Annotated in this window: 21 protein-coding genes; 14 read left to right on the forward strand and 7 right to left on the reverse strand. The window is 54.9% G+C overall.

Annotation, left to right across the window (positions count from 1 at the left end):
- Positions 1-5 precede the first annotated feature (5 nt).
- From moaC to SBO83_RS01750, 4 genes are all read left to right on the forward strand, one after another.
- Positions 6-485: a cyclic pyranopterin monophosphate synthase MoaC gene (gene moaC / locus SBO83_RS01735; RefSeq protein WP_034788614.1), complete on the forward strand. Its 480-nt coding sequence runs from the start codon at positions 6-8 to the stop codon at positions 483-485.
- On the forward strand, positions 482-727 hold the full coding sequence (gene moaD, locus SBO83_RS01740; RefSeq protein WP_396130262.1) for a molybdopterin synthase sulfur carrier subunit: 246 nt from the start codon (positions 482-484) through the stop codon (positions 725-727). Before moaC ends, moaD begins: the two co-directional genes overlap by 4 nt.
- 1 nt (position 728) lies before the next feature.
- Positions 729-1,181, forward strand: a complete 453-nt coding sequence (gene moaE / locus SBO83_RS01745) for a molybdopterin synthase catalytic subunit MoaE (protein WP_353501411.1) — start codon at positions 729-731, stop codon at positions 1,179-1,181.
- 119 nt (positions 1,182-1,300) lie between these two features.
- On the forward strand, positions 1,301-2,011 hold the full coding sequence (locus SBO83_RS01750) for a Bax inhibitor-1 family protein (protein ID WP_396130263.1): 711 nt from the start codon (positions 1,301-1,303) through the stop codon (positions 2,009-2,011).
- A gap of 339 nt (positions 2,012-2,350) precedes the next feature.
- Here the strand turns inward: SBO83_RS01750 and SBO83_RS01755 are convergent, their stop codons facing one another.
- On the reverse strand, positions 2,351-3,553 hold the full coding sequence (locus SBO83_RS01755; protein ID WP_396130264.1) for a multidrug efflux MFS transporter: 1,203 nt from the start codon (positions 3,551-3,553) through the stop codon (positions 2,351-2,353).
- 393 nt (positions 3,554-3,946) lie between these two features.
- Here SBO83_RS01755 and rhlE point away from each other — a divergent pair, with 393 nt between their 5' ends.
- Positions 3,947-5,377 carry an ATP-dependent RNA helicase RhlE gene (rhlE, locus tag SBO83_RS01760; RefSeq protein WP_353501414.1) on the forward strand — a complete coding sequence of 477 codons (1,431 nt, stop codon included), beginning with the start codon at positions 3,947-3,949 and terminating at the stop codon, positions 5,375-5,377.
- 70 nt (positions 5,378-5,447) lie between these two features.
- Here rhlE and SBO83_RS01765 read toward each other — a convergent pair whose 3' ends face one another.
- Positions 5,448-6,098, reverse strand: a complete 651-nt coding sequence (locus SBO83_RS01765) for a helix-turn-helix transcriptional regulator (RefSeq protein ID WP_396130265.1) — start codon at positions 6,096-6,098, stop codon at positions 5,448-5,450.
- Positions 6,099-6,205: 107 nt separating this feature from the next.
- Here SBO83_RS01765 and SBO83_RS01770 point away from each other — a divergent pair, with 107 nt between their 5' ends.
- From SBO83_RS01770 to pbpG, 4 genes are all read left to right on the forward strand, one after another.
- Positions 6,206-7,636 (forward strand): MFS transporter, encoded by a 1,431-nt coding sequence (locus SBO83_RS01770; RefSeq protein ID WP_396130266.1) that lies wholly within the window; start codon positions 6,206-6,208, stop codon positions 7,634-7,636.
- 64 nt (positions 7,637-7,700) lie between these two features.
- Entirely contained in the window at positions 7,701-8,630 is a 930-nt protein-coding gene (gene dusC / locus SBO83_RS01775; protein WP_396130267.1) for a tRNA dihydrouridine(16) synthase DusC, read from the forward strand.
- Positions 8,631-8,690: 60 nt separating this feature from the next.
- Positions 8,691-9,116, forward strand: coding sequence for a VOC family protein (locus tag SBO83_RS01780; RefSeq protein ID WP_396130268.1), 426 nt, complete (start codon positions 8,691-8,693; stop codon positions 9,114-9,116).
- Between the two features lie 268 nt (positions 9,117-9,384).
- On the forward strand, positions 9,385-10,326 hold the full coding sequence (gene pbpG, locus SBO83_RS01785) for a D-alanyl-D-alanine endopeptidase (protein ID WP_353501418.1): 942 nt from the start codon (positions 9,385-9,387) through the stop codon (positions 10,324-10,326).
- Positions 10,327-10,416: 90 nt separating this feature from the next.
- On the opposite strand, the gene SBO83_RS21410 is transcribed toward pbpG, so the two are convergent.
- The 3 genes from SBO83_RS21410 to SBO83_RS01795 all read right to left on the reverse strand — a co-directional run bounded on the left by SBO83_RS21410 (position 10,417) and on the right by SBO83_RS01795 (position 12,353).
- Positions 10,417-10,500 carry a small membrane protein YohP gene (locus SBO83_RS21410; protein WP_019105993.1) on the reverse strand — a complete coding sequence of 28 codons (84 nt, stop codon included), beginning with the start codon at positions 10,498-10,500 and terminating at the stop codon, positions 10,417-10,419.
- A 76-nt stretch (positions 10,501-10,576) separates the two neighbouring features.
- Positions 10,577-11,239 (reverse strand): aspartate/glutamate racemase family protein, encoded by a 663-nt coding sequence (locus tag SBO83_RS01790; protein WP_396130269.1) that lies wholly within the window; start codon positions 11,237-11,239, stop codon positions 10,577-10,579.
- A gap of 73 nt (positions 11,240-11,312) precedes the next feature.
- The gene (locus SBO83_RS01795; protein WP_396130270.1) at positions 11,313-12,353 is read right to left on the reverse strand and encodes an aldo/keto reductase; all 1,041 of its coding nucleotides are present in this window, start codon (positions 12,351-12,353) and stop codon (positions 11,313-11,315) included.
- Between the two features lie 288 nt (positions 12,354-12,641).
- On the opposite strand from SBO83_RS01795, the gene SBO83_RS01800 reads away from it, so the two are divergent.
- Positions 12,642-13,232 carry a YIP1 family protein gene (locus tag SBO83_RS01800; protein ID WP_396130271.1) on the forward strand — a complete coding sequence of 197 codons (591 nt, stop codon included), beginning with the start codon at positions 12,642-12,644 and terminating at the stop codon, positions 13,230-13,232.
- 69 nt (positions 13,233-13,301) lie between these two features.
- Here SBO83_RS01800 and dld read toward each other — a convergent pair whose 3' ends face one another.
- Positions 13,302-15,005, reverse strand: a complete 1,704-nt coding sequence (gene dld, locus SBO83_RS01805) for a D-lactate dehydrogenase (protein WP_396130272.1) — start codon at positions 15,003-15,005, stop codon at positions 13,302-13,304.
- Between the two features lie 185 nt (positions 15,006-15,190).
- Here dld and phnC point away from each other — a divergent pair, with 185 nt between their 5' ends.
- From phnC to phnE (SBO83_RS01825), 4 genes are all read left to right on the forward strand, one after another.
- Positions 15,191-16,024, forward strand: coding sequence for a phosphonate ABC transporter ATP-binding protein (gene phnC / locus SBO83_RS01810; RefSeq protein ID WP_034788717.1), 834 nt, complete (start codon positions 15,191-15,193; stop codon positions 16,022-16,024).
- Between the two features lie 90 nt (positions 16,025-16,114).
- Entirely contained in the window at positions 16,115-17,047 is a 933-nt protein-coding gene (gene phnD, locus SBO83_RS01815) for a phosphonate ABC transporter substrate-binding protein (RefSeq protein WP_396130273.1), read from the forward strand.
- A gap of 163 nt (positions 17,048-17,210) precedes the next feature.
- The gene (gene phnE / locus SBO83_RS01820; protein WP_100937705.1) at positions 17,211-18,074 is read left to right on the forward strand and encodes a phosphonate ABC transporter, permease protein PhnE; all 864 of its coding nucleotides are present in this window, start codon (positions 17,211-17,213) and stop codon (positions 18,072-18,074) included.
- On the forward strand, positions 18,074-18,994 hold the full coding sequence (gene phnE / locus SBO83_RS01825; protein WP_396130274.1) for a phosphonate ABC transporter, permease protein PhnE: 921 nt from the start codon (positions 18,074-18,076) through the stop codon (positions 18,992-18,994). Before phnE (SBO83_RS01820) ends, phnE (SBO83_RS01825) begins: the two co-directional genes overlap by 1 nt.
- Positions 18,995-19,076: 82 nt before the next feature.
- Here phnE (SBO83_RS01825) and SBO83_RS01830 read toward each other — a convergent pair whose 3' ends face one another.
- Complete coding sequence (locus SBO83_RS01830) at positions 19,077-20,456, reverse strand: NAD-dependent succinate-semialdehyde dehydrogenase (RefSeq protein ID WP_353501425.1); 1,380 nt, start codon at positions 20,454-20,456, stop codon at positions 19,077-19,079.
- Positions 20,457-20,538 lie beyond the last annotated feature (82 nt).

Raw genomic sequence — 20,538 nt, forward strand, 5'->3', positions numbered from 1 at the left:
CCATTATGACCACTTTTACTCACATTAACGCCTCCGGCGACGCTCATATGGTGGATGTCTCCGCCAAAGCTGAAACCGTGCGCGAAGCCCGCGCCGAATCCTTTGTCACCATGGCCGCCGAGACGCTGGCGATGATTGTTAACGGCAATCACCACAAGGGCGACGTGTTCGCCACGGCGCGTATCGCGGGGATTCAGGCGGCGAAAAAAACCTGGGATTTGATCCCCCTTTGCCATCCGCTGCTGCTCACCAAGGTTGAAGTCAATCTGGAAGCCCAGCCGGAGCACAATCGCGTGCGCATTGAGTCGCGCTGTCGCCTGAGCGGCAAAACCGGCGTTGAAATGGAAGCCCTGACGGCGGCGTCCGTCGCTGCTTTGACCATTTACGACATGTGTAAAGCCGTGCAGAAAGATATGGTGATCGGCCCGATTCGCCTGCTGGAGAAAACCGGCGGCAAGTCCGGTGATTTCAAGGTGGAGCCATGATCGACATTCTCTTCTTCGCGCAGGTGCGTGAAATTATCGGCGTCGGGGCGCTGCAACTGCCTGCTGAATTCATCAATGTTGAAGCGCTGCGCCAGTCATTGTGCCAGCGCGGCGATCGCTGGGCGCTGGCGTTAGAGTCCGGCAAGCTGTTGGTGGCGGTGAATCAAACTCTGGTCGACATCGACCATCCGGTGAAAGCCGGGGACGAAGTGGCCTTCTTCCCACCGGTGACAGGAGGCTGATATGGAAAACACACGGATCGTGGTCGACAGCGCGGCGTTTAGCGTTGGCGACGAATACCAGTGGCTGGCCCAGTCAGACGCCGACGGCGCGGTGGTGACTTTCACTGGCAAGGTACGCAATCACAATTTGGGCGACAACGTCAGTGCGTTGACCCTCGAACACTATCCGGGCATGACCGAAAAAGCCTTGGCGGAAATTGTCGCCGACGCCCGCCAGCGCTGGCCGCTGCAACGGGTGTCGGTGTATCACCGCGTCGGAGCGATGTATCCCGGCGATGAAATTGTGTTCGTTGGCGTGACCAGCGCCCATCGCGGCATGGCCTTTGAAGCCACCGAATTTATTATGGATTATCTCAAAACCCGCGCCCCGTTTTGGAAGCGTGAAGCCACCGAGCAAGGCGACCGCTGGGTAGATGCCCGCGACAGCGACAAAGAAGCCGCCATGCGCTGGTAAACTGCAACTAAACCTTACGCTTAGCAACCGCGCAAAGCCGTGGTTTTGTGATACTGTTATCCCACAGGCGGGCTGTGTTTACGGCCTAAATTTTGTCCTCCATGCAAGAGGTAATCATCATGGATCGATATCCACGCAGTAACGGCTCGATTGTTGAACGCGCTAACTCCGGCATTCAAGCCTACATGGCGCAGGTCTATGGTTGGATGACCTGTGGTCTGCTATTAACCGCATTTGTCGCCTGGTACGCATCTCGCTCAGCAGCCATTCTCGGTTTTATTTTCTCCAGCCAAATAACCTTCTTTGGTCTGATCATCGCCCAGCTGGCGCTGGTCTTCGTAATTTCCGGCATGGTGAATCGTCTGAGCGGCACCGTCGCTACCGGCTTGTTCATGCTGTATTCGGCCCTAACCGGGCTGACGCTCTCCAGTATTTTCATCGTTTACACCGGCTCTTCTATTGCCAGCACCTTCGTGGTTGCCGGGGGGATGTTCGGGGCGATGAGCGTATTTGGTTATACCACCAAGCGCGACCTAAGCCGTATGGGCAGCCTGCTGTTCATGGGGTTGATTGGTATCGTGCTGGCGTCGCTGGTCAATATCTGGCTGAAAAGCCCGGCATTGATGTGGGCGGTGACCTACATCGGCGTGGTTATCTTCGTTGGCCTGACAGCTTATGACACCCAGAAGTTGAAAAACATGGGTGAGCAGCTGGATGTTAACGATAAAGACAGCTTCCGCAAGTACTCTATCGTGGGCGCGCTGACGCTGTATTTGGATTTCATCAACCTGTTCTTGATGCTGTTACGCATTTTTGGCAACCGCCGGTAGGGTTTTTGATTTCAAATTGAGGGGGCCGAAAGGCCCCTTTTTTGTTTTTGGGCGGCGGCCCAATCCCGCTGACACCTTGGGCTGCCGCCCAAACCTGCTTTTAAATTCAAACTCAAGGTCGTGGGCGTCGGCCCACACCGACCAAGGGAGGCGTAAACGCGCCTCCCTTGGAACCCTGCGTTTTTATTGCTGGAAGATCGAGGCTGCGCAGGGTTGGAATGGACGTGTTTCAGGAGCGAAGCGCGTAGTAAAGAGCCGGGGAGTCTTGAGGGGCGCGGCGATAGGCGCCTCTCAAGGCCGGTGTGGCGGCAGCGCACGACCTTGACCTTGAATTTGAATTTAAAATCTCGTCTGGCGTGTCGGCACACGCCGAAAACTCCACGCTACCTGTATTAAGTTGAACAACACCAAAATCGCCGTCACGAGGAACACCCACCGGAAGCCCATTAACGCCGAGACGCTGGAGCCGAGCAGGGGGCCGATGACGTTGCCGAGATACATAAACGATTGGTTGTAGCCGAAGATGCGGCCGGTGGTTTGGTCGCTGCTGTATTTCACTAACAATGCCTGAATCGCCGGCATCAGCGCGCCGTCGCAGAAGCCAAGCATAAAGCGCAGGATGCCGAGCTGGGTGGGTGAGCTGATGGTCGACATCAAACAGAACAGCACGAAGCACAGCACCAGCGCGGCGATAAGGATACGGTGTGCGCCGATTCGGTCGCCCAGCTTGCCCAGCTTAGGCGCGGACATTAGCGCGGAAACGCCCGGCACGGCGGCAATCACCCCGCTGATAAAGGCGATATTGCTGGTGTCGGAAGAGAGATCGCGGATGAACAGCGTCAAGATGGGGCTGATCGAACCGTTGGCCAATTGCACCATTAGGGTGGTGACGAACAGGCTGACAATCAGCCACGGGTAGGGCAGCGCGGTGAAGACCGCTTTGCCGCTCAGGCGATCGGCCTTGGCGACCGGCACCACGCGCTCTTTGATTAAGAACAGGGTGATGAGGAAACTGGTAAACAACATGCCGCCGGTGACGAAGAACACCGTGCGCAGGCCGAGGTGGTCGGCCATAAAACCGCCGAGCAGCGGGCCGATAATCACGCCAGCCACTTGCCCGGTAGACAGCGTGCCGAGCGCCCAGCCGCTTTTATCGCGCGGAACCTGTGACGCCACTAAAGCCATGGCATTGGGGATATAGCCTGAGGTTAAACCCATCAGCGTGCGCAGGATAAACAGCTGCCAGACGTTAGTGGCGAAACCCTGTAACACCATCACAATCGCCATACCCAGCGCGGCGCGCAGCAGCATCAACTTGCGGCCTTTGCGGTCGGCGAGACTCCCCCACAGTGGAGCCACAATGGCAGAAACCAAAAAGGTGCCGCTGAAGACTAATCCAGACCATAAACTCAGAGATGCGTGGGACGTGACGCCAAGCTGTTCAATATAAAGTGGCAGGAAAGGCAGGATTTGGCTCATCGCCATTCCGGTGAAAAAACACCCAAGCCAGACGGAGATTAAATTGAGTTTCCAAGTTTCCATTATGCTGCGGGTTTACCTTAACCATGAGTGTGTTGACTGCATAAAGCATAGCAACTCAGGGCGTTAAGGTGACGGCAAAAAGTGGGAAGGTATTCATCAAATCAATAATTGATGCTCTGTATTAGCCTTTTTACCTAAGTCCACACAATCTGTCGTCAGCGTTGAAAACTCGACAGTTAATGTGCTTTTCATGCTCTTATTACACCTGCTTACACCGATGGATGGCAGATAATTTAACGCCTTGACGCGTCTTGTGTTAAAATCTTGCCAACTGGCGCACTGCAGTTTGTGCCGAATCCTCGTGGTAATGCCTCATTTGCCTCGTCTGATCATCCACTCTTGAAACTGCACCGAACCCCGTTCGGGTTAGAGTGGACTGGAGCTTTTCCCTATATGTCATTTGATACTCTCGGCTTAAGTGCCGAAATTTTGCGTGCTGTTGAAGAACAGGGCTATCGTGAACCTACGCCTATTCAGCGTCAGGCTATTCCTGTTGTGATGCAAGGCCGTGACTTAATGGCAAGTGCGCAGACTGGTACCGGTAAAACCGCTGGTTTTACTCTGCCGCTGCTGAACATGCTGAGCCACTCCAACCCGCAATTCAAAGGACGTCGCCCGGTCCGCGCGCTGATCCTGACTCCGACCCGTGAGCTGGCAGCACAGATCGGTGAGAACGTGCAGTCTTACAGCAAATATTTGACCCTGCGCTCGCTGGTGGTTTTCGGCGGCGTGAGCATTAACCCGCAGATGATGAAACTGCGCGCCGGTGTTGACGTGCTGGTTGCCACCCCAGGCCGCCTGCTGGACTTAGAACATCAGAACGCGGTGGATTTATCCAAAGTAGAAATTCTGGTGCTGGACGAAGCTGACCGCATGCTGGACATGGGCTTCATCCACGACATCCGTCGCGTACTGGCTAAGCTGCCCGCTAAACGCCAGAACCTGCTGTTCTCCGCGACCTTCTCTGACGAAATCAAAGCGCTGGCTAGCAAATTGCTGACCAACCCTGCGTCGGTTGAAGTGGCGCGTCGTAACACGGCGTCCGAGCAAATCGAACAGAGCGTTCATTTCGTTGATAAGAAACGTAAAAGAGAACTGCTGTCACAGATGATCGGCGAAGGCGACTGGAAACAGGTGCTGGTGTTCACCCGTACTAAACATGGCGCGAATCATTTGGCCGAGCAGCTGAATAAAGACGGCATCACCGCCGCCGCTATTCACGGTAACAAGAGTCAGGGCGCCCGTACTCGCGCACTGGCAGATTTCAAAGACGGCGGCATTCGCGTGCTGGTGGCCACTGACATCGCGGCGCGCGGTCTGGACATCGACCAACTGCCTCACGTCGTTAACTACGAGCTGCCAAACGTACCGGAAGACTATGTTCACCGTATTGGCCGTACCGGCCGTGCGGAATCCACCGGCGAAGCGATTTCTCTGGTGTGCGTGGATGAACACAAGCTGTTGCGTGACATCGAGCGCCTGCTCAAGCGTGAAATCCCACGCTTCGCGCTGGAAGGCTATGAGCCAGACCCAAGCATTAAAGCTGAGCCGATCATCAATGGTCGTCAGGGCAGCGGCGGTCGCGGTGCTCCACGTCAGGGCGGTCAGCGTTCTGGTTCAGGCGCACCTCGCTCAAGCGCTCCGCGTTCTGGCGCAGCACCGCGCACCGGCGGCAATGGTCAACGTAGCGGCAACGGCGGCGGCGAAAGCCGTGGCGCAGGCGCGGGTGAAGGGCGTCCAGCACGTCCGGCGCGCGCAGCCAATGCGGGCCAACGTCGTTCAAACCCGGCTAACGCAGGGCGTCGTAAACCGTCAGGCGAATAATCGCTCCGGTTGAATAAACAAAAACCGCCTCTTCGCAGGCGGTTTTTTTATGTCTATTGTTCAGGAAATTCTACAGCCAGATGCGATAGGCGCAGCGCCGCGCGCCTTGCAAAATGTGCTCGGTACGTTCAACATTCGCCTCCAGCGTGGCGCTAAACACCTCCCGCTCAGCGCGGCAGAAGCCCTGACAGGCAGTGGCTGCGGCGCAGATAGGGCAGTGGTTTTCGACCAGCAGGTAGCTGCCATCTTCTTGTTGCTGCCAGTCCGCCATATAGCCTTCGCGGGTGCGAATGGCGGTGAGCCTTTGCAGGCGCTCTTCCAGCGTTTCTGCCCCTTCCATTGCCAGATGATAGGCATTACGAGTGAGTTCTTCACGGCTGGTGATCAGCTGTTCCAGCGCATTTTCACCCAGCGAGCTGCGGATAAGTGTCAGCAGTTGTACGGTGAGATCGGCGTGGGCGTCGGGGAAACGGGCATGGCCCTGTGCCGTGAGTTGCCAGAACTGCGACGGGCGACCTACGCCCTGCGAAACGGATTTCGGTTCCACCAGACCTTCTTTCGCCAGCTTCACAAACTGCTGGCGCGCGGCTTCCCCCGTGGTGCCCAAAATATGGCCCGCGTCGCTGGCCTGCAATTCTCCACGAGTTTTAAGCAGCATGAGCAGGCGTTCGGCGACGCTTTGCTTAACCTCAGACGTATTTTCCAAGTGTTTGCTTGACATATTGCCTCGTCAGATCTTAGATTACGGAACCGTTAAGTATTCCAAGTTAATTCTTGTTTAATCTTATCACAACCTCGATAGACTTTAAAAACAAAAGGGATATACCGATGTCGGACAATGAAACGGGCTGGGGCGGCTTATTTAGTACGGAAAATCGGGGCAGCGCCATTGCCCTCAGCGCGGGTGTGGCGCTGTACGCGACCAACAGCTATATCGTCATCACCATTCTGCCTTCCGTGGTACAGGATATTGGCGGGCTGGCGTGGTATGCGTGGAACATGACGCTGTTCGTGGTCTTCTCGATTCTCGGCTCGGCGCTGTCTGCCCGGCTGATGCGCAAAGCGGGCCCACGCGGCAGCTACCTCACCGCGACTGGCATCTTTATGGCCGGTGCGGCTATCTGTGCCTTGGCGCCAAGCATGCCGGTTCTGCTGCTGGGCCGTGCCATTCAGGGGCTGGGCGGTGGCTTCCTGTTCGCGCTCTCCTACGCCATGATCAATCTGGTATTCAAAGAATCTCTCTGGCCGCGCGCCATGGCGCTGATCTCCGCGATGTGGGGGATCGCCACGCTGATTGGCCCGGCGGTGGGGGGCATCTTTGCTGAACTGCACGCCTGGCGCTGGGCCTTCGGCCTGCTGGTGCCGGTCACGCTGCTGTTTGGCCTGCTGGTTTGGCGAACGCTGCCCGCCCAGCAAAAGGAAAAACGCGCCGTCGAGCCTCTGCCTCTCTATCAACTTCTGCTGCTTACCGGCTCCGTGCTGGTGGTATCGGCGGGAAGCCTGTCCTCCTACGGCTGGGTTAACTTCGCCGGGATTGTGCTGGCGGTGCTGATGGTGATTGCCCTGCGCCAGCGCGAGTTCAGCTCTAACGTGCGCCTGTTGCCGCGCAACTCGCTGTCGCTCTCTTCGCCAATTTGCTGGCTGTACATGACCATGGCGACACTGATGATTGCGATGGGCTGCGAAATCTATGTGCCTTATATGTTGCAACACTTGCACGGCCAGACGCCTTTGGCCGCGGGTTATATCACGGCGGCGGCGGCGGCGGGTTGGACCCTGAGCGAAATGGTGAGCGCCAGTTGGACCGGGCGTCTTGCCAACCGGGCGATCATCTCTGGCCCACTGGTGTTAGGCGCGGGCTTACTGCTGTTGCTGATTTCCGTGCCGGTGGTGTTTGCTCTGCACGCGCTGAATATTAGCGGCATCGTGCTTGGTCTGACGCTGGCGGGTTTTGGTATCGGGCTGGGCTGGCCGCACATCTTAACCCGCGTTTTACAGCAGGCGGATGAGGCTGAAAAAGAGACTGCCGGGGCCTCGATAACCGTAGTGCAATCCTTCTCGGCGGCGCTGGGCGCGGCGCTATCGGGGACGATAGCCAATCTGGCCGGGATGAACACCGGGCCGGAAAATGCCAGCAACGTGGCTTTCTGGCTGTTCGTGTTCTTCTTAATTCCCGTCGGCCTGGCCGTGTTAACCGCCATCCGTTCGGTGAAAAAACGCCGGTTGTCGCACCCAGAAACCTTGGTCTGTAAGGGATAACGGCATTGCCTTAACGCATCGTTCAACCGTATTATTGCCCGTCATTTTTTAAGGGTTGAACCACATGCGTGTATTACTGGCTCCGATGGAAGGCGTACTGGACCCTTTGGTCAGAGAACTGCTGACTGAAGTGAACGATTACGACTTATGCATCACCGAGTTTTTGCGCGTGGTTGATCAACTGCTTCCCGCCAAATCCTTCTATCGACTCTGCCCTGAATTACTCAATCAAAGCCGCACGCCGTCGGGCACGCGGGTGCGCGTCCAGCTGCTGGGGCAGTATCCGCAGTGGCTGGCCGAAAACGCCGCGCTGGCGGTGCAACTTGGCTCTTACGGGGTGGACCTCAACTGCGGCTGTCCGTCGAAAACGGTCAACGGCAGCGGCGGCGGGGCGACGCTGCTCAAAGACCCTGAGCTGATTTATCAGGGAGCCAAGGCGATGCGCGAAGCCGTGCCCGCCGAGCTGCCGATGACGGTGAAAGTGCGGCTGGGCTGGGATTCGCTGGCGCAAAGTTTTGAAATTGCCGACGCGGTTCAGCAGGCCGGAGCTACCGAACTGACGGTGCACGGGCGCACCAAGGAAGACGGGTATAAGGCCGAGCGCATTAACTGGCAGGCGATTGGCGAGATCCGCCAGCGGCTGACCATTCCGGTGATCGCCAATGGCGAAATCTGGGACTACGCCAGTGCCCAAGCCTGTATGCAAACCACCGGCTGCGACGCGGTAATGATTGGGCGCGGCGCGCTCAACGTGCCAAACCTCAGTCGGGTGGTGAAGTACAACGAGCCGCGCATGCCGTGGTCTGGCGTGATGACGCTGTTGCAGAAATACACTCATCTGGAGAAGCAGGGCGACACCGGGCTGTATCACGTCGCGCGCATCAAACAGTGGCTGGGGTATTTACGCAAAGAGTACGACGAAGCGACCGAGTTATTTAGTGAAGTGCGCGTGTTGCAAACATCGAAAGAGATCGCCGAACGCATTAACCGCTGATCGTTTTCCCTGATTTCTCCACGCGCGGCTTTACGCACAAAAGCAAAATGGAGAAATATCATGGATAACAAAGATAAAGGTCTGACCCACATCGCTTTTTCCGTCAAAGATCTTGACGCCAGCATCGCCTTCTATGAAAAATTTGCGGATATGCAGGTGATCCACCGGCGCGGAGAGCGCGGGACAGACGCCCGACCCGTGGCCTGGATGAGTGATATGACGCGGCCTTTTGCTATCGTGCTGGCGGAAGATCCTGACTCTACCGACACCAAGCTTGGCCCTTTCGGCCACCTCGGCGTGGCCTGTCAAAGTAAAGAGGAGATGGACGCCAAGCTGGCTCTGGCTCGCGCCGACGGCGTGTTGCGCACCGAGCCAAAAGAGAGTGGGGCGCCGGTCGGCTACTGGGCATTTCTCGATGACCCGGATGGCAACACCTTCGAGCTATCTTATGGCCAAGAAATCCGTTACCTGATTGAAAATACCTAACGTTCGCCTGTCTTTCTGAGACAAGTTTACTCAGCCACGGCATACTCCGTGGCTGATGTTGTTCACTCCCATCTCGCAGCACCCCCTCTCTTTCTCAGCCTTTCAGGCAAGTGTTCACTTACTCGTCAGCCCCTGCCATCAAAGGCGTTGTGACAGACTTTGTGACAAATAGGGAGGAAAAATCCGAGTGCCAAGCCCATCAGCCTAACTTATAATTCGCCGGCAGTTTTGATGCTCCATTGATGACAACCTTCTTAAATACAGAGCAATGCATGTGAAAATTCGTCTTTTGGTTGTGAGCCTGTTGGCTCTTAATGCAGGCATGATGTCTGCCACTTCCGCCGTAGCTGGCGAAAAGCATGCGCCGGTTGTCGCGCCTATCGTGCAAATTGCCTCCGGCAGCGCGATGGTGGTTGATCTTAAATCTCATGAAGTGATTTATTCCCGAAATCCAGACCAAGTGCGGCCCATTGCTTCACTGACCAAATTAATGACAGCGATGGTGACGCTCGATGCGAAGCAGCCGCTGGACGAAGTGATTTCGGTTGATATTCATAACACTAAAGAGATGCGCGGCGTGTTTTCCCGCGTGAAGGTGAACAGTGAAATTAATCGTCGCCAAATGATTCAACTGGCGCTGATGTCTTCCGAAAACCGCGCAGCCGCCAGCCTGGCCGCGCACTATCCGGGCGGCTATGAGGCTTTTATTCGCGCGATGAATGCTAAAGCCAAACAGCTGGGAATGACCCACACCCGCTACGTTGAGCCGACCGGCCTGTCGCCGCAAAACGTCTCTACGGCGCGCGATTTAACCCGCCTGCTGCTGGCTTCGCAGAAATATCCGCTGATTGGCGAGCTGAGTACCACGCAGGAGAAAACCGCGGTGTTCAGCAGCCCGGCCTACGCCTTGCCGTTCCGCAATACTAATCATCTGGTCATGAACCCGAGCTGGAGCATTCAGCTAACCAAAACCGGCTATACCGATTTGGCGGGCCACTGTCTGGCGATGCGCACCACCATCAATGGTAAACCTGTGACGCTGGTGGTGATGGACGCGTTCGGTAAATACACTGCCTTTGCGGATGCCAACCGCCTGCGCACATGGATGGAAACCGGCAAGAGCGTGCCGGTGCCGCAGATCGCCAAAACTTACCGTAAAGCCAAGGACCAGCAGCGCACCCAGCCGAGCGTTGAAGAGGCCGACGACTAAGGTTGCCGAAGCCCGATTAGCCATAAAAAAAGCGGCGTTGCCATCCAGCAACGCCGCTTTTTTGTTATGAATGTCTAGCAGAACTGACGATCAGAAAATCAGTTTAAATACGCCAGTTAGGGTCAATAAGCCGACGATAAAGATAATGGCGATGATCCACAGAATAATTTTCATGCGCAGTCCCTCAAAAAAATAATGAATGTAAAGAAATCTCTAAACCGCTGATATCTTTCATTCAGTATAGACAGGATTATGAATTTTGCTCTGTTTGCGCGGTGCGTAAAAACTGAATTGCATCACGCAACGCGCAAATTGGGCTGGAAAGCGGCGCGCCGAGTTGAGTCAGATTCCCCGCGCCAGCCATGGAAGCCTGCGCCAACGCCACGCGCTCCACGCCCTGTTGAAAGGCCAGATCGGCCTGTGCCGCAATGCGTTGCAAATACCCGGCAATATTTCCCGCTAAAAAGATTTCCCACGCACCTTTCACCTGTTGGAATTCCACTTCGGCCTGCGGATGACGCTCCACCTGTTCGAACAGGCGCTGGGTTGGCTCGAGGGTAGTTGGCGCGGCATACAGCACCCGGGTTTTGCCCGGTGCAGCCATGGATTGCTCTGCCAAGGCGCGATCAACGCGCCAGACGGGAATCTCGAGCAACGCGTTGGCCTCGGTGGCGGCTGGCCCCAGCGTCGAGCAGGTGAGCAGGATCAGGTCGGCGCCCTCCGCCAAACTCAGCAGCATCTCGCGGGTTTGCTGCTGAATCTCTGGCGTCAGCCCACCGGCTTGTCCGGCGGCGGCCAGCAGGTCAGGGCGTGCGTGGTGTGAGAGTTGGTCGGGTGAGATCCCCAGCGCGTCGGCGGCGGCATCAAAAATAGCGATATTACTTTCGGCAGTGTGTAAGCAGGCGATGCGCAATAGTGGCTCCGGGATAGGCAATATAAAAGGGAAAACCCCACCCGCGGCAAGCCACGGAGCGGGGCAGCGGGGCTTATTTATCGGAAGAGGCTTGCCACAGATTCAGCTCGCCATCGGCCACATGCTTATCAATAGCGGCGAGCTCCTCGGCGGTGAAGTGCAGGTTGCCGAGCGCCGCCACGTTCTCTTCCAACTGCTCTGGTCGGCTAGCGCCTATCAGCACCGAAGTCACGCGGTCATCTTTCAGCAGCCAGCTCAGGGCCATCTGCGCCATGCTTTGGCCGCGTTTTTGCGCCATGTCGTTGAGCAGGCGCAGGCTGTTGAGGTTCTCCTCGGTCAGCATTTTTTCTGACAGGCCGCGCGCCTTTTTGCCTTCGGTCTGCATCCGCGAACCGTCAGGAATACCGTTGAGATATTTGCCGGTCAGCAGCCCTTGCGCCAGCGGGGTGAAGGCGATGCAGCCAGTGCCGTTCTCTTCTAGCACATCGAGCAGCCCGCTTTTATCCACCCAGCGGTTGAGCAGGTTGTAAGAAGGCTGATGGATGAGCAGCGGGATTTTCCATTCGCGCAGCAGCTCGGTCATTTTCTGCGTGCGTTCCGGCGAGTAAGAGGAGATGCCGACATACAGCGCCTTGCCGCTCTGCACCGCGTGGGCCAGAGCCGACGCCGTCTCTTCCATCGGGGTTTTTTCATCAACGCGGTGGGAGTAGAAGATGTCGACATATTCCAGCCCCATGCGTTGCAGGCTTTGGTCGAGGCTGGACAACAGATATTTACGCGAGCCGCCGGAGCCGTACGGGCCAGGCCACATGTCATAACCGGCCTTGGTGGAGATGATCAATTCGTCGCGATAGGGGGCGAAATCCTCACGCAGCAGGCGACCAAAGTTCTCTTCGGCAGACCCCGGAGGCGGGCCATAGTTGTTGGCTAAGTCGAAGTGAGTGATACCTAAATCAAAGGCTTTGCGCAGCAGGTCGCGTTGGGATTCCAGCGCGCTGATATGGCCGAAGTTGTGCCACAGGCCGAGTGACAGCGCGGGCAGTTGCAGCCCGCTGCGGCCGCAGAAGCGATATTGCATGTTCTCGTAACGGGAAGGGCTTGGCTGATACGGCATGATGTCTCCTTATCCTGATAGGTTTTTTTGTAGGGTAGATTTGAAACACTGTTCCTATCTTAACGCTCATCAAGACAACGGCAACCCGAGGACGTGATATTTTTGCCTTATATTGTTACGCATTTGTAAAAGAATTTGTTTGGCCAGCAGGCAGAAAAAACAGGGCGAACTATAATTAATTCATGCCGCCACCTTCTTAATGCGTGTGACACGCCCTGTGACGCTGCATCCCGGAAGGTCATTATCACCCGCGCCGTTGGCGGTTTCCGGCGTTTATGGGGGTGTACCATGGTCAATCATGTCTGGGGACTGATGTCCCGTCCCGGTCCAGAATTGCAACAAATCCAGCGCGAGCGGGAAACCGTCTCACACGTCTATTTTCATCACGTATTGCTTATGGCGCTGATCCCGGTGGTGTGCTCCTTTATCGGGACCACCCAGTTGGGATGGAACTTTGGCGACGGTCAGCGACTGATTGTTTCCCTGTTCACCGCCTCTTATATTGCCGTGATTTTCTATGTATTGATGCTTGGCGCGGTGGCGCTGATGGGGCGGATCATCTACTGGATGGCTCGTCGCTATGACAGTCGACCCACGCTGAATAGCTGTATTGTTTTCGCCGGTTATGTGGCGACGCCGATGTTCCTCAGCGGCATCGTGGCGCTCTATCCGATGGTCTGGCTGTGCCTGTTCGTCGGGCTAATTGGCCTGTGCTATAGCGGCTATTTGCTCTATCTCGGCATCCCTAACTTCCTCAATATTGACCACCGCGAAGGCTTCCTGTTTTCCAGCTCGACGCTGGCGATGGGCGTGCTGGTGCTAGAGCTGCTGCTGGCCCTGACCGTATTGATGTGGGGTTATGGCGCGAAACTGTTCTGACCTGATGTAACGCATTGAGGCAGGGAGAGGCGATGGCTCATCCCTGCCTTTTTTATGCCTGCGAAATGGCTATTCCCGCCAGCCTTTAAGCTTGCTGGTTTTGCCAATGCCGGGGTTGAAGCTATTGGTCGGGTCGGCTTGCTGATAGAAGGCTTTCAGATGCGGCTTGGCGATATAGAGATGCCCGACGTTGTGCTCGGCGGGGTACTCCGCGCCTTTCGCATCGAGGATTTCCAACATCTGGTGCTTGAGCTTCTTGCTGTCAGCCCCTTTCTTGACAATGTAATCCTGATGAAAAACGTGACACATAAAGTGGCCATAGTAGAGCTTGGCGACTAACTGATTGTCGATTTCAGCAGGCAGCGTTTCGAACCAGTCGCGGTCGTTGCGGCGCAGGGCGATGTCCAGTGCCAAAATGTCTTCCACTTCTTTTTCGTGCACCGCGTGATAGCGCACGGCGGCCCCGGCGGCGGCGAAGCGATGCAGAAAGGCTTTCTTGCCCTCTTCGTCAGTACAGACAAAGAAGTCGCCTTCGTGCTGTTTAAAGAATTCAGTGAGGAAGCTTTGCGCCTCGGCGATGCCGTCACCGGACATTTTCAACAACAGGTGATGCTCATAGCGGTCACGGTATTTTTTCATGCGCGGCGGCAGGTGGTTCGGCAGCGCCTTGCTGATGCACTGCATCACGCGGTCGCTAAAGTTCTTCGGCAGGAAAGGCACTTTGCTGGCGTGGGCGTCAAACTTGCCTTTGGCGCTGAACATGTCCGGCATTTTGTCGGTGCCGAGCTTGTCGATCATCATGAAAGTGTCTTTGCCGTAGACTTCGGTGATATCAAAAATGTCGCGGTGCATGTACTCACCGGCCACCGGCAGGTTTTTGAAATCACCCAGAATCTGGCGACGCAGCTCGGTCAACACCGCCGTGCTGTTGGTGCCGATATAGAAAACTTGCTGCTGGCTTTCCGCCGGGAAGGTGTCCAGACGCACGGCAAAGACCGCCAGCTTGCCCGCGCAGCCGGAGGCTTCAAAAAGGCGGCGCTGGTCGGCGTTGAAGCGAGAAGGGGTGTCGGCATCGACGTCGCGCACGCGCTCGGCGTAGTCATGGTCAGAGGCCAAACGCTGGTCGTGATGCACTTCGTTGGCGCTGAAATTGCCTTTCTCCAGCCGGGTGAGGATCTGCTCTGGCGTGTCGCCCAGCTCAATCCCCAAGTGGTTAATCAGCTGCAGCTGACCCTGTTCGTCAATCTGCGCGTAGAGCGCCATTTCGGTGTAAGCCGGGCCGCGTTTGACCAGCGATCCGCCGGAGTTATTGCAGATACCGCCGACCACCGACGCGCCAATACAGGAGGAGCCAATCACCGAATGCGGCTCGCGGCCGTAAGGTTTGAGGATTTTTTCCAGCTTATATAAGGTGCTACCGGGGAAGCCAATCACCTGATTGCCGCCGTCGAGCAGTTCAATATGGTCGAGCTTGAGGGTGCTGAAGATGACGATATCGCGGTCATAATCATCGCCGCTCGGCGTCGAGCCTTCGGTCAGTCCGGTGTTGGCCGCCTGCATAATGACAATCTTGTCAGCCTCGACGCAGGCCTTGAGCAGTTGCCACTGCTGGAGCAGGGTCTGCGGAAACACTACCGCTAAGGCTTTACCACCGCCGGAGCGAAAACCCTTGCGGTAGCGCTCGGTATTGCTGTCGCCGGTGAGTACATGGCGGTAGCCGACGATCTCTTTCAGACGCGTGATCAGCGTCTGATTATCCTGATGAATGCTCATGTCCTATTCCTCACTTATTACCCAGAGGGCCAAAATCGCTGCCCTGAATAATCATAGGCTTAAATGATATTAAAGGAAGGGTTCATATTTGAGCGTCATGGGATGGTTATTAAAGCATCATCAATGTGTCACAAATCTCCCGCTTAATGATTGCCAGAATCTGTAGGCAACCGAGAGAACGCACCATGGCGCAAGCTCAACTTAAGCTGGCACAGGCCGAATATCCACAGGCCCGCACGCTGCAACAGAACAAAGTTTTAGACGTTAAAGGATTAGTGAAATCCTACAAATCAGGACAGCGCGTTCTGAATGACATCAATTTTGATCTGCACGCCGGTGAGTTCGTGGCGGTGATTGGTCGCTCTGGGGCGGGTAAATCAACCTTACTGCACGTGCTGAACGGCACCATCCCTCTGTCTGACGGTAGCGTTGTCTGCCATTACGAAAATGGCGAACAGCAGCAGTTAGCCGGTTTGACTGGCAAGGCGCTGCGCCGCTGGCGTTCAGGCTGTGGCATGATTTTTCAGGATTTCTGTCTGGTACCTCGTCTAGACGTCTTGACCAACGTACTCTTGGGCCGCCTCAGCCAGACTTCTACTTTCAAATCTTTCTTTAACCAATTCGACGACGAAGACCGCGCCCGCGCTATCTCCTTGCTGGAGTGGTTGCATATGTTGCCGCACGCCTTGCAGCGCGCCGAGAACCTCTCTGGTGGACAGATGCAGCGCGTTGCTATCTGTCGCGCATTAATGCAAAACCCCAAAATTCTGCTGGCCGATGAGCCGGTGGCCTCGCTGGACCCAAAAAACACGCTGCGCATCATGAACGCGTTGAAAAAGGTCAGCGAAGAGAATATCGCCGTGATGGTCAACCTGCACTCGGTTGAACTGGTGAAAGACTTCTGCACCCGCGTGATTGGTATTGCCAAAGGGCAGATTATTTTCGACGGGCATCCTGATGATTTAAATGATTCGATTCTTCATCAACTTTATGGTGAAGACGGCGAATCATCTCATTGATCTTATTTATTCGTCACAATAAGTAGTTTGTAATATTCATTGTTTTTATTTATTTCAACTTTCTCTCCATCTACACAAGGTCATTATTACATGAAGAAGTTATTACGTCTGGCGGTATTGGTGGCAGGTACTTTTACCGTAATGCACAGCATGGCAGCAGATGCGCCTAAAGAATTAAATCTGGGTATCCTGGGTGGCCAGAATGCCACTCAACAGATTGGCGATAATCAGTGTGTGAAAGATTTCTTTGATAAAGAATTAAATGTAGATACTAAACTGCGTAACTCTTCTGACTATTCAGGGGTTATTCAGGGATTATTAGGCGGGAAAGTTGACATGGTATTAAGCATGTCACCTTCATCTTACGCTTCGGTGTATATTAATAACCCGAAAGCCGTCGATCTGGTAGGTATTACTATTGATGACACCGACAAATCTCGCGGTTACCACTCTATCGTGGTGGTAAAAGCCGACAGCCCGTACAAAAAATTATCTGACCTGAAAGGCACGGCCTTTGGGTTCGCTGACCCAGATTCCACCTCGGGTTACCTGATCCCTAACCAAGCCTTCAAGAAAGAGTTTGGCGGCAACACGGATAACAAATACAACAACTTCTTCTCTAGCGTCACCTTCTCCGGCGGCCACGAGCAGGACATTCTGGGCGTGCTGAACGGCCAATTCGCTGGCGCAGTAACCTGGGCTTCGATGATTGGCGACCGCGAAACAGGGTACACCTCTGGCGCGTTCAACCGTATGATCCGTATGGATCACCCGGACCTGATGAAGAAAATCCGTATTATTTGGGAATCTCCGTTAATTCCAAACGGCCCAATCTTAGTGCGTAGCGACCTGCCAGCTGATTTCAAAGCGAAACTGGTTGCCGCTATTAAGAAATTGGACACCAGCGATCACGCCTGCTTCGTTAAAGCAGTGGGCGGCACGATGCATATTGGTGAAACGTCACTGGCCGAATATCAACAGATTATTGACATGAAGCGTGAATTGACTAAGGGTTCTCGCTAACAGGCTATTTTACTTGCCACTTGAATGCGGGCAGTGCTCGGATTGCTCACGTACTTTATGTACGCTGCGGATCCTGCGCGCTGGCCGCATCCAAATTGCCTGCGACAATAACGCCTGCATATATTTTACTCTTTAATATCGATAGAAATACGGAATCATTATTTTGAATAAAGACTTCAATCGTTATTATCAGCAAATTCGCGGCAAACAAAAACGTGAAGCGCTGGTATGGTCGGGAATAATGCTGCTGCTCTATTTATGGTCCGGCAATGTTTCTGAACTCAATCTGAAAACCGTATTTTTCTCTGCTCCACACTTCTTCGATTATATTGGCGAAACCGTGCCGGTATTGCACTGGTCAAAACTGTTTGCTGATGGTCACACTGAAGGTTCGCTGGCTTATTGGGGATACCGTCTGAATATTCAGCTGCCGCTGATTTGGGAAACCATTCAACTGGCGCTCTCATCGACGATTTTATCCACCGCGCTCGCCACCTTGCTGGCTTTTATGGCCGCCAGTAACACCGACTCGCCGAAATGGCTCAAATTTAGTATCCGCACTTTTGTGGCTTTCCTGCGCACCATGCCCGAGCTGGCGTGGGCGGTAATGTGCGTCATGGCGTTCGGCGTCGGGGCTATTCCGGGCTTTATCGCCCTGACCCTGCACACCGTGGGCAGCCTGACCAAACTGTTTTATGAGTCGATTGAAACCGCCTCTGACAAGCCGGTTCGCGGCTTGAAGTCTTGCGGAGCCGGGCGTTTGCAGCGCATGCGCTTTGCTCTCTGGCCGCAGGTCAAACCGATTTTCCTCTCCTACAGCTTTATGCGTCTGGAGATTAACTTCCGCCAGTCAACCATTCTGGGGCTGGTCGGGGCAGGGGGCATCGGCCAAGAGCTGATGACGTCCATCAAACTTGACCGTTACGACCAAGTCAGTATGACGCTGCTGCTGATCATTTTGGTGGTTTCCATCATGGACTTTTTATCCGGCAAGCTGCGTAAACTCGCGGTAGAGGGCACGTTCTGATGCTGACTGAAGCTCTGGCACCATCGGCTATCGCCACTATCAAGCGCGATAACCCAACACTATTTTCCGCCCAGCGCCGCTATCTGCGCTATCTTGGCACTTTTGCCGTGCTTATCACGCTGTATTACGTCTACTTTTTCACTTTCTACGGCATTCCTTGGTCCGCCGTGGTGCACGGCTCATCGGAGATTGGTCGTTATTTCCTGCGCATGTTTGTGTGGCATAACTTCTCCGAATGGCCGCTGATGTATTACTTCGAGCAAATTGTGATGACGCTGGCGATTGTCTTCGCCGGGACCATCACCGCCTCCTTCCTGGCGCTGCCGCTGTCGTTTTTGGCGGCGCGAAATGTGATGTCCACGCCGGTGCTGCGGCCGATTTCGCTGGTGGTGCGCCGCATTCTGGACATCCTGCGCGGTTTGGACATGGCTATCTGGGGGCTGATTTTTGTCCGCGCCGTCGGCATGGGTCCGCTGGCCGGGGTACTGGCGATTATTCTGCAAGATCTTGGCCTGCTCGGTAAGCTTTACGCCGAAGGGCACGAAGCCGTGGAGCGCTCGCCAAGTCGCGGTTTACGGGCCTTGGGCGCGAATCCGCTGCAAACCCATCGCTTTGGTATTTTCACCCAGTCATTCCCGACCTTCCTCGCGCTGTCGCTGTACCAGATTGAGTCCAACACCCGTTCTGCGGCGGTATTGGGTTTTGTTGGGGCAGGGGGGATTGGTCTGGTGTATGCCGAAAACATGCGTTTATGGAACTGGGACGTGGTGATGTTTATCACCCTGATTTTGGTGGTGATCGTGATGACGATGGATAAGATTTCCTCCATCCTGCGCGCGAAATATATTCATGGCGAAGATATCGATTTGTTCGAAGCGCCGCCGAAGCCTAAGCCGCCAATTGAGCTGTACAAACCGTAATAAAAGCCACGTCATCAAGGTCTTAGGCATAAAAAAAGCCCCTTCTCCGCGCGGAGAAAGGGCTTTTTTACTGACTACTAAACTAGGATTTTGCAGCCAGTACTACCAGTTTCTGGTTCACAAACTCTTTGATCCCCAAATCTGATAACTCGCGGCCGAAGCCCGAGCGTTTCACCCCACCAAACGGCAGTTCTGGCGCGGTGTTGGATGGTGAATTGACATACAGCATGCCGGTTTCGATTTGCGTCGCCAGCTTACGGGCGCGTTTCATGTCTTTGGTAAACAGGGAACCGCCAAGGCCGTAGTTGGAGTCATTCGCCAATTTCACTAACTCTTCATCGTTTTTCACCACGTAAATCTGCGCCACCGGGCCGAAGAACTCTTCGAAGTAGGCCGGATTGTCGCGGGTGATGTGAGTCAGAATGGTCGCTTCATAGAAGTTACCCGGATTGTTAGCCACGGCTTTACCGCCGACGTGGACTTTCGCACCGTTTTTCACCGCCTGATCCACCTGCTTGGTCAGGGTTTTCAGCGCGTCGGCTGAAGATAGCGGGCCAAGGGTGGTGCTGCTGTCGAGCGGGTCACCGATCTTCAGCGCCTTGAAATGTTCGGTGAATTTCTTCAGGAACTCATCGGCGACTTTCTCATGAATAATGAAGCGCTTAGCGGCGGTACACACCTGCCCGGCATTGGCCACGCGGGCCTGAGCTCCGGCTTCGGCAGCATGGTCGATATCGGCATCTTCCAGTACGGCGAAGACGTCATTACCGCCCAGCTCCAAGGTCGATTTCTTCAGCTTGCTGGCCGCTTTGGCGGCTACCACGGCACCGGCTTTTTCCGAGCCGGTCAAGGCAACGCCCTGCACGCGGTCATCTTCAATGATATCGGCCACCTGATCCTGAGAAATAAACAGGTTGGTGTAAGCACCTTTTGGTGCCCCGGCTTCGCTGACCAATTTCTCAAAGGTTTCGGCACAGTGCGGAACAATACCGGCATGCTTGACGATGACGCTGTTACCGGCGGCCAGGTTCGGCGCCAACACGCGCATCAGCTGGTAGAATGGGAAGTTCCACGGCTCAACCGCCATGATAACCCCAATCGGGCTGTGCTCGACCCAGGCTTCGCCCAGGCTGGACTTGTAGGGAACGGGCTTGAGGAACTCTTCGGCGTTGTCGGCGTAGTACTTGGCAATCTCCGCGCAGAGCTTCACTTCATCGCGGCTTTGCTCAATCAGTTTACCCATCTCAACGCTGACGATTTTCGCCAGCTCTTCCACTCGGGAAGACATAATATCGGATAATTTATGCAGCACTTTCAGGCGTTGCTGCATATCCCCTTGACCCCATTCGGACTTATACAGGTCATGAGCTGCACTCAGCGTTTGTTCAACCTGCTGATCATTATGTGTTTGATATTCTTTGATAAGCTTGTTGTTGAAAGGATTAATCGTTTGATAAGGCATAAATAGCTCCTTGTTTATAACGCTTTTGCGAACGTAACTTAAGCCTAGTCGATAAAAACGCGTTTTGGGACGGGAGTCACCT

The organism is Ewingella allii, from assembly GCF_044430645.1.
Lineage (GTDB): Bacteria > Pseudomonadota > Gammaproteobacteria > Enterobacterales > Enterobacteriaceae > Ewingella > Ewingella allii.

Bases quoted from the DNA above. Each gene is read 5' to 3' on its own strand.
- moaE (WP_353501411.1), top strand. From the start codon at position 729: ATGGAAAACACACGGATCGTGGTCGACAGCGCGGCGTTTAGCGTTGGC.
- SBO83_RS21410 (WP_019105993.1), bottom strand. From the start codon at position 10,500: ATGAAAATTATTCTGTGGATCATCGCCATTATCTTTATCGTCGGCTTA.
- SBO83_RS01800 (WP_396130271.1), top strand. From the start codon at position 12,642: ATGGTCAATCATGTCTGGGGACTGATGTCCCGTCCCGGTCCAGAATTG.
- rhlE (WP_353501414.1), top strand. From the start codon at position 3,947: ATGTCATTTGATACTCTCGGCTTAAGTGCCGAAATTTTGCGTGCTGTT.
- phnC (WP_034788717.1), top strand. From the start codon at position 15,191: ATGGCGCAAGCTCAACTTAAGCTGGCACAGGCCGAATATCCACAGGCC.
- pbpG (WP_353501418.1), top strand. From the start codon at position 9,385: ATGCATGTGAAAATTCGTCTTTTGGTTGTGAGCCTGTTGGCTCTTAAT.
- SBO83_RS01830 (WP_353501425.1), bottom strand. From the start codon at position 20,456: ATGCCTTATCAAACGATTAATCCTTTCAACAACAAGCTTATCAAAGAA.
- SBO83_RS01755 (WP_396130264.1), bottom strand. From the start codon at position 3,553: ATGGAAACTTGGAAACTCAATTTAATCTCCGTCTGGCTTGGGTGTTTT.
- phnE (WP_396130274.1), top strand. From the start codon at position 18,074: ATGCTGACTGAAGCTCTGGCACCATCGGCTATCGCCACTATCAAGCGC.
- phnD (WP_396130273.1), top strand. From the start codon at position 16,115: ATGAAGAAGTTATTACGTCTGGCGGTATTGGTGGCAGGTACTTTTACC.
- SBO83_RS01770 (WP_396130266.1), top strand. From the start codon at position 6,206: ATGTCGGACAATGAAACGGGCTGGGGCGGCTTATTTAGTACGGAAAAT.
- SBO83_RS01750 (WP_396130263.1), top strand. From the start codon at position 1,301: ATGGATCGATATCCACGCAGTAACGGCTCGATTGTTGAACGCGCTAAC.
- dld (WP_396130272.1), bottom strand. From the start codon at position 15,005: ATGAGCATTCATCAGGATAATCAGACGCTGATCACGCGTCTGAAAGAG.
- moaC (WP_034788614.1), top strand. From the start codon at position 6: ATGACCACTTTTACTCACATTAACGCCTCCGGCGACGCTCATATGGTG.
- SBO83_RS01780 (WP_396130268.1), top strand. From the start codon at position 8,691: ATGGATAACAAAGATAAAGGTCTGACCCACATCGCTTTTTCCGTCAAA.
- SBO83_RS01765 (WP_396130265.1), bottom strand. From the start codon at position 6,098: ATGTCAAGCAAACACTTGGAAAATACGTCTGAGGTTAAGCAAAGCGTC.
- dusC (WP_396130267.1), top strand. From the start codon at position 7,701: ATGCGTGTATTACTGGCTCCGATGGAAGGCGTACTGGACCCTTTGGTC.
- SBO83_RS01795 (WP_396130270.1), bottom strand. From the start codon at position 12,353: ATGCCGTATCAGCCAAGCCCTTCCCGTTACGAGAACATGCAATATCGC.
- moaD (WP_396130262.1), top strand. From the start codon at position 482: ATGATCGACATTCTCTTCTTCGCGCAGGTGCGTGAAATTATCGGCGTC.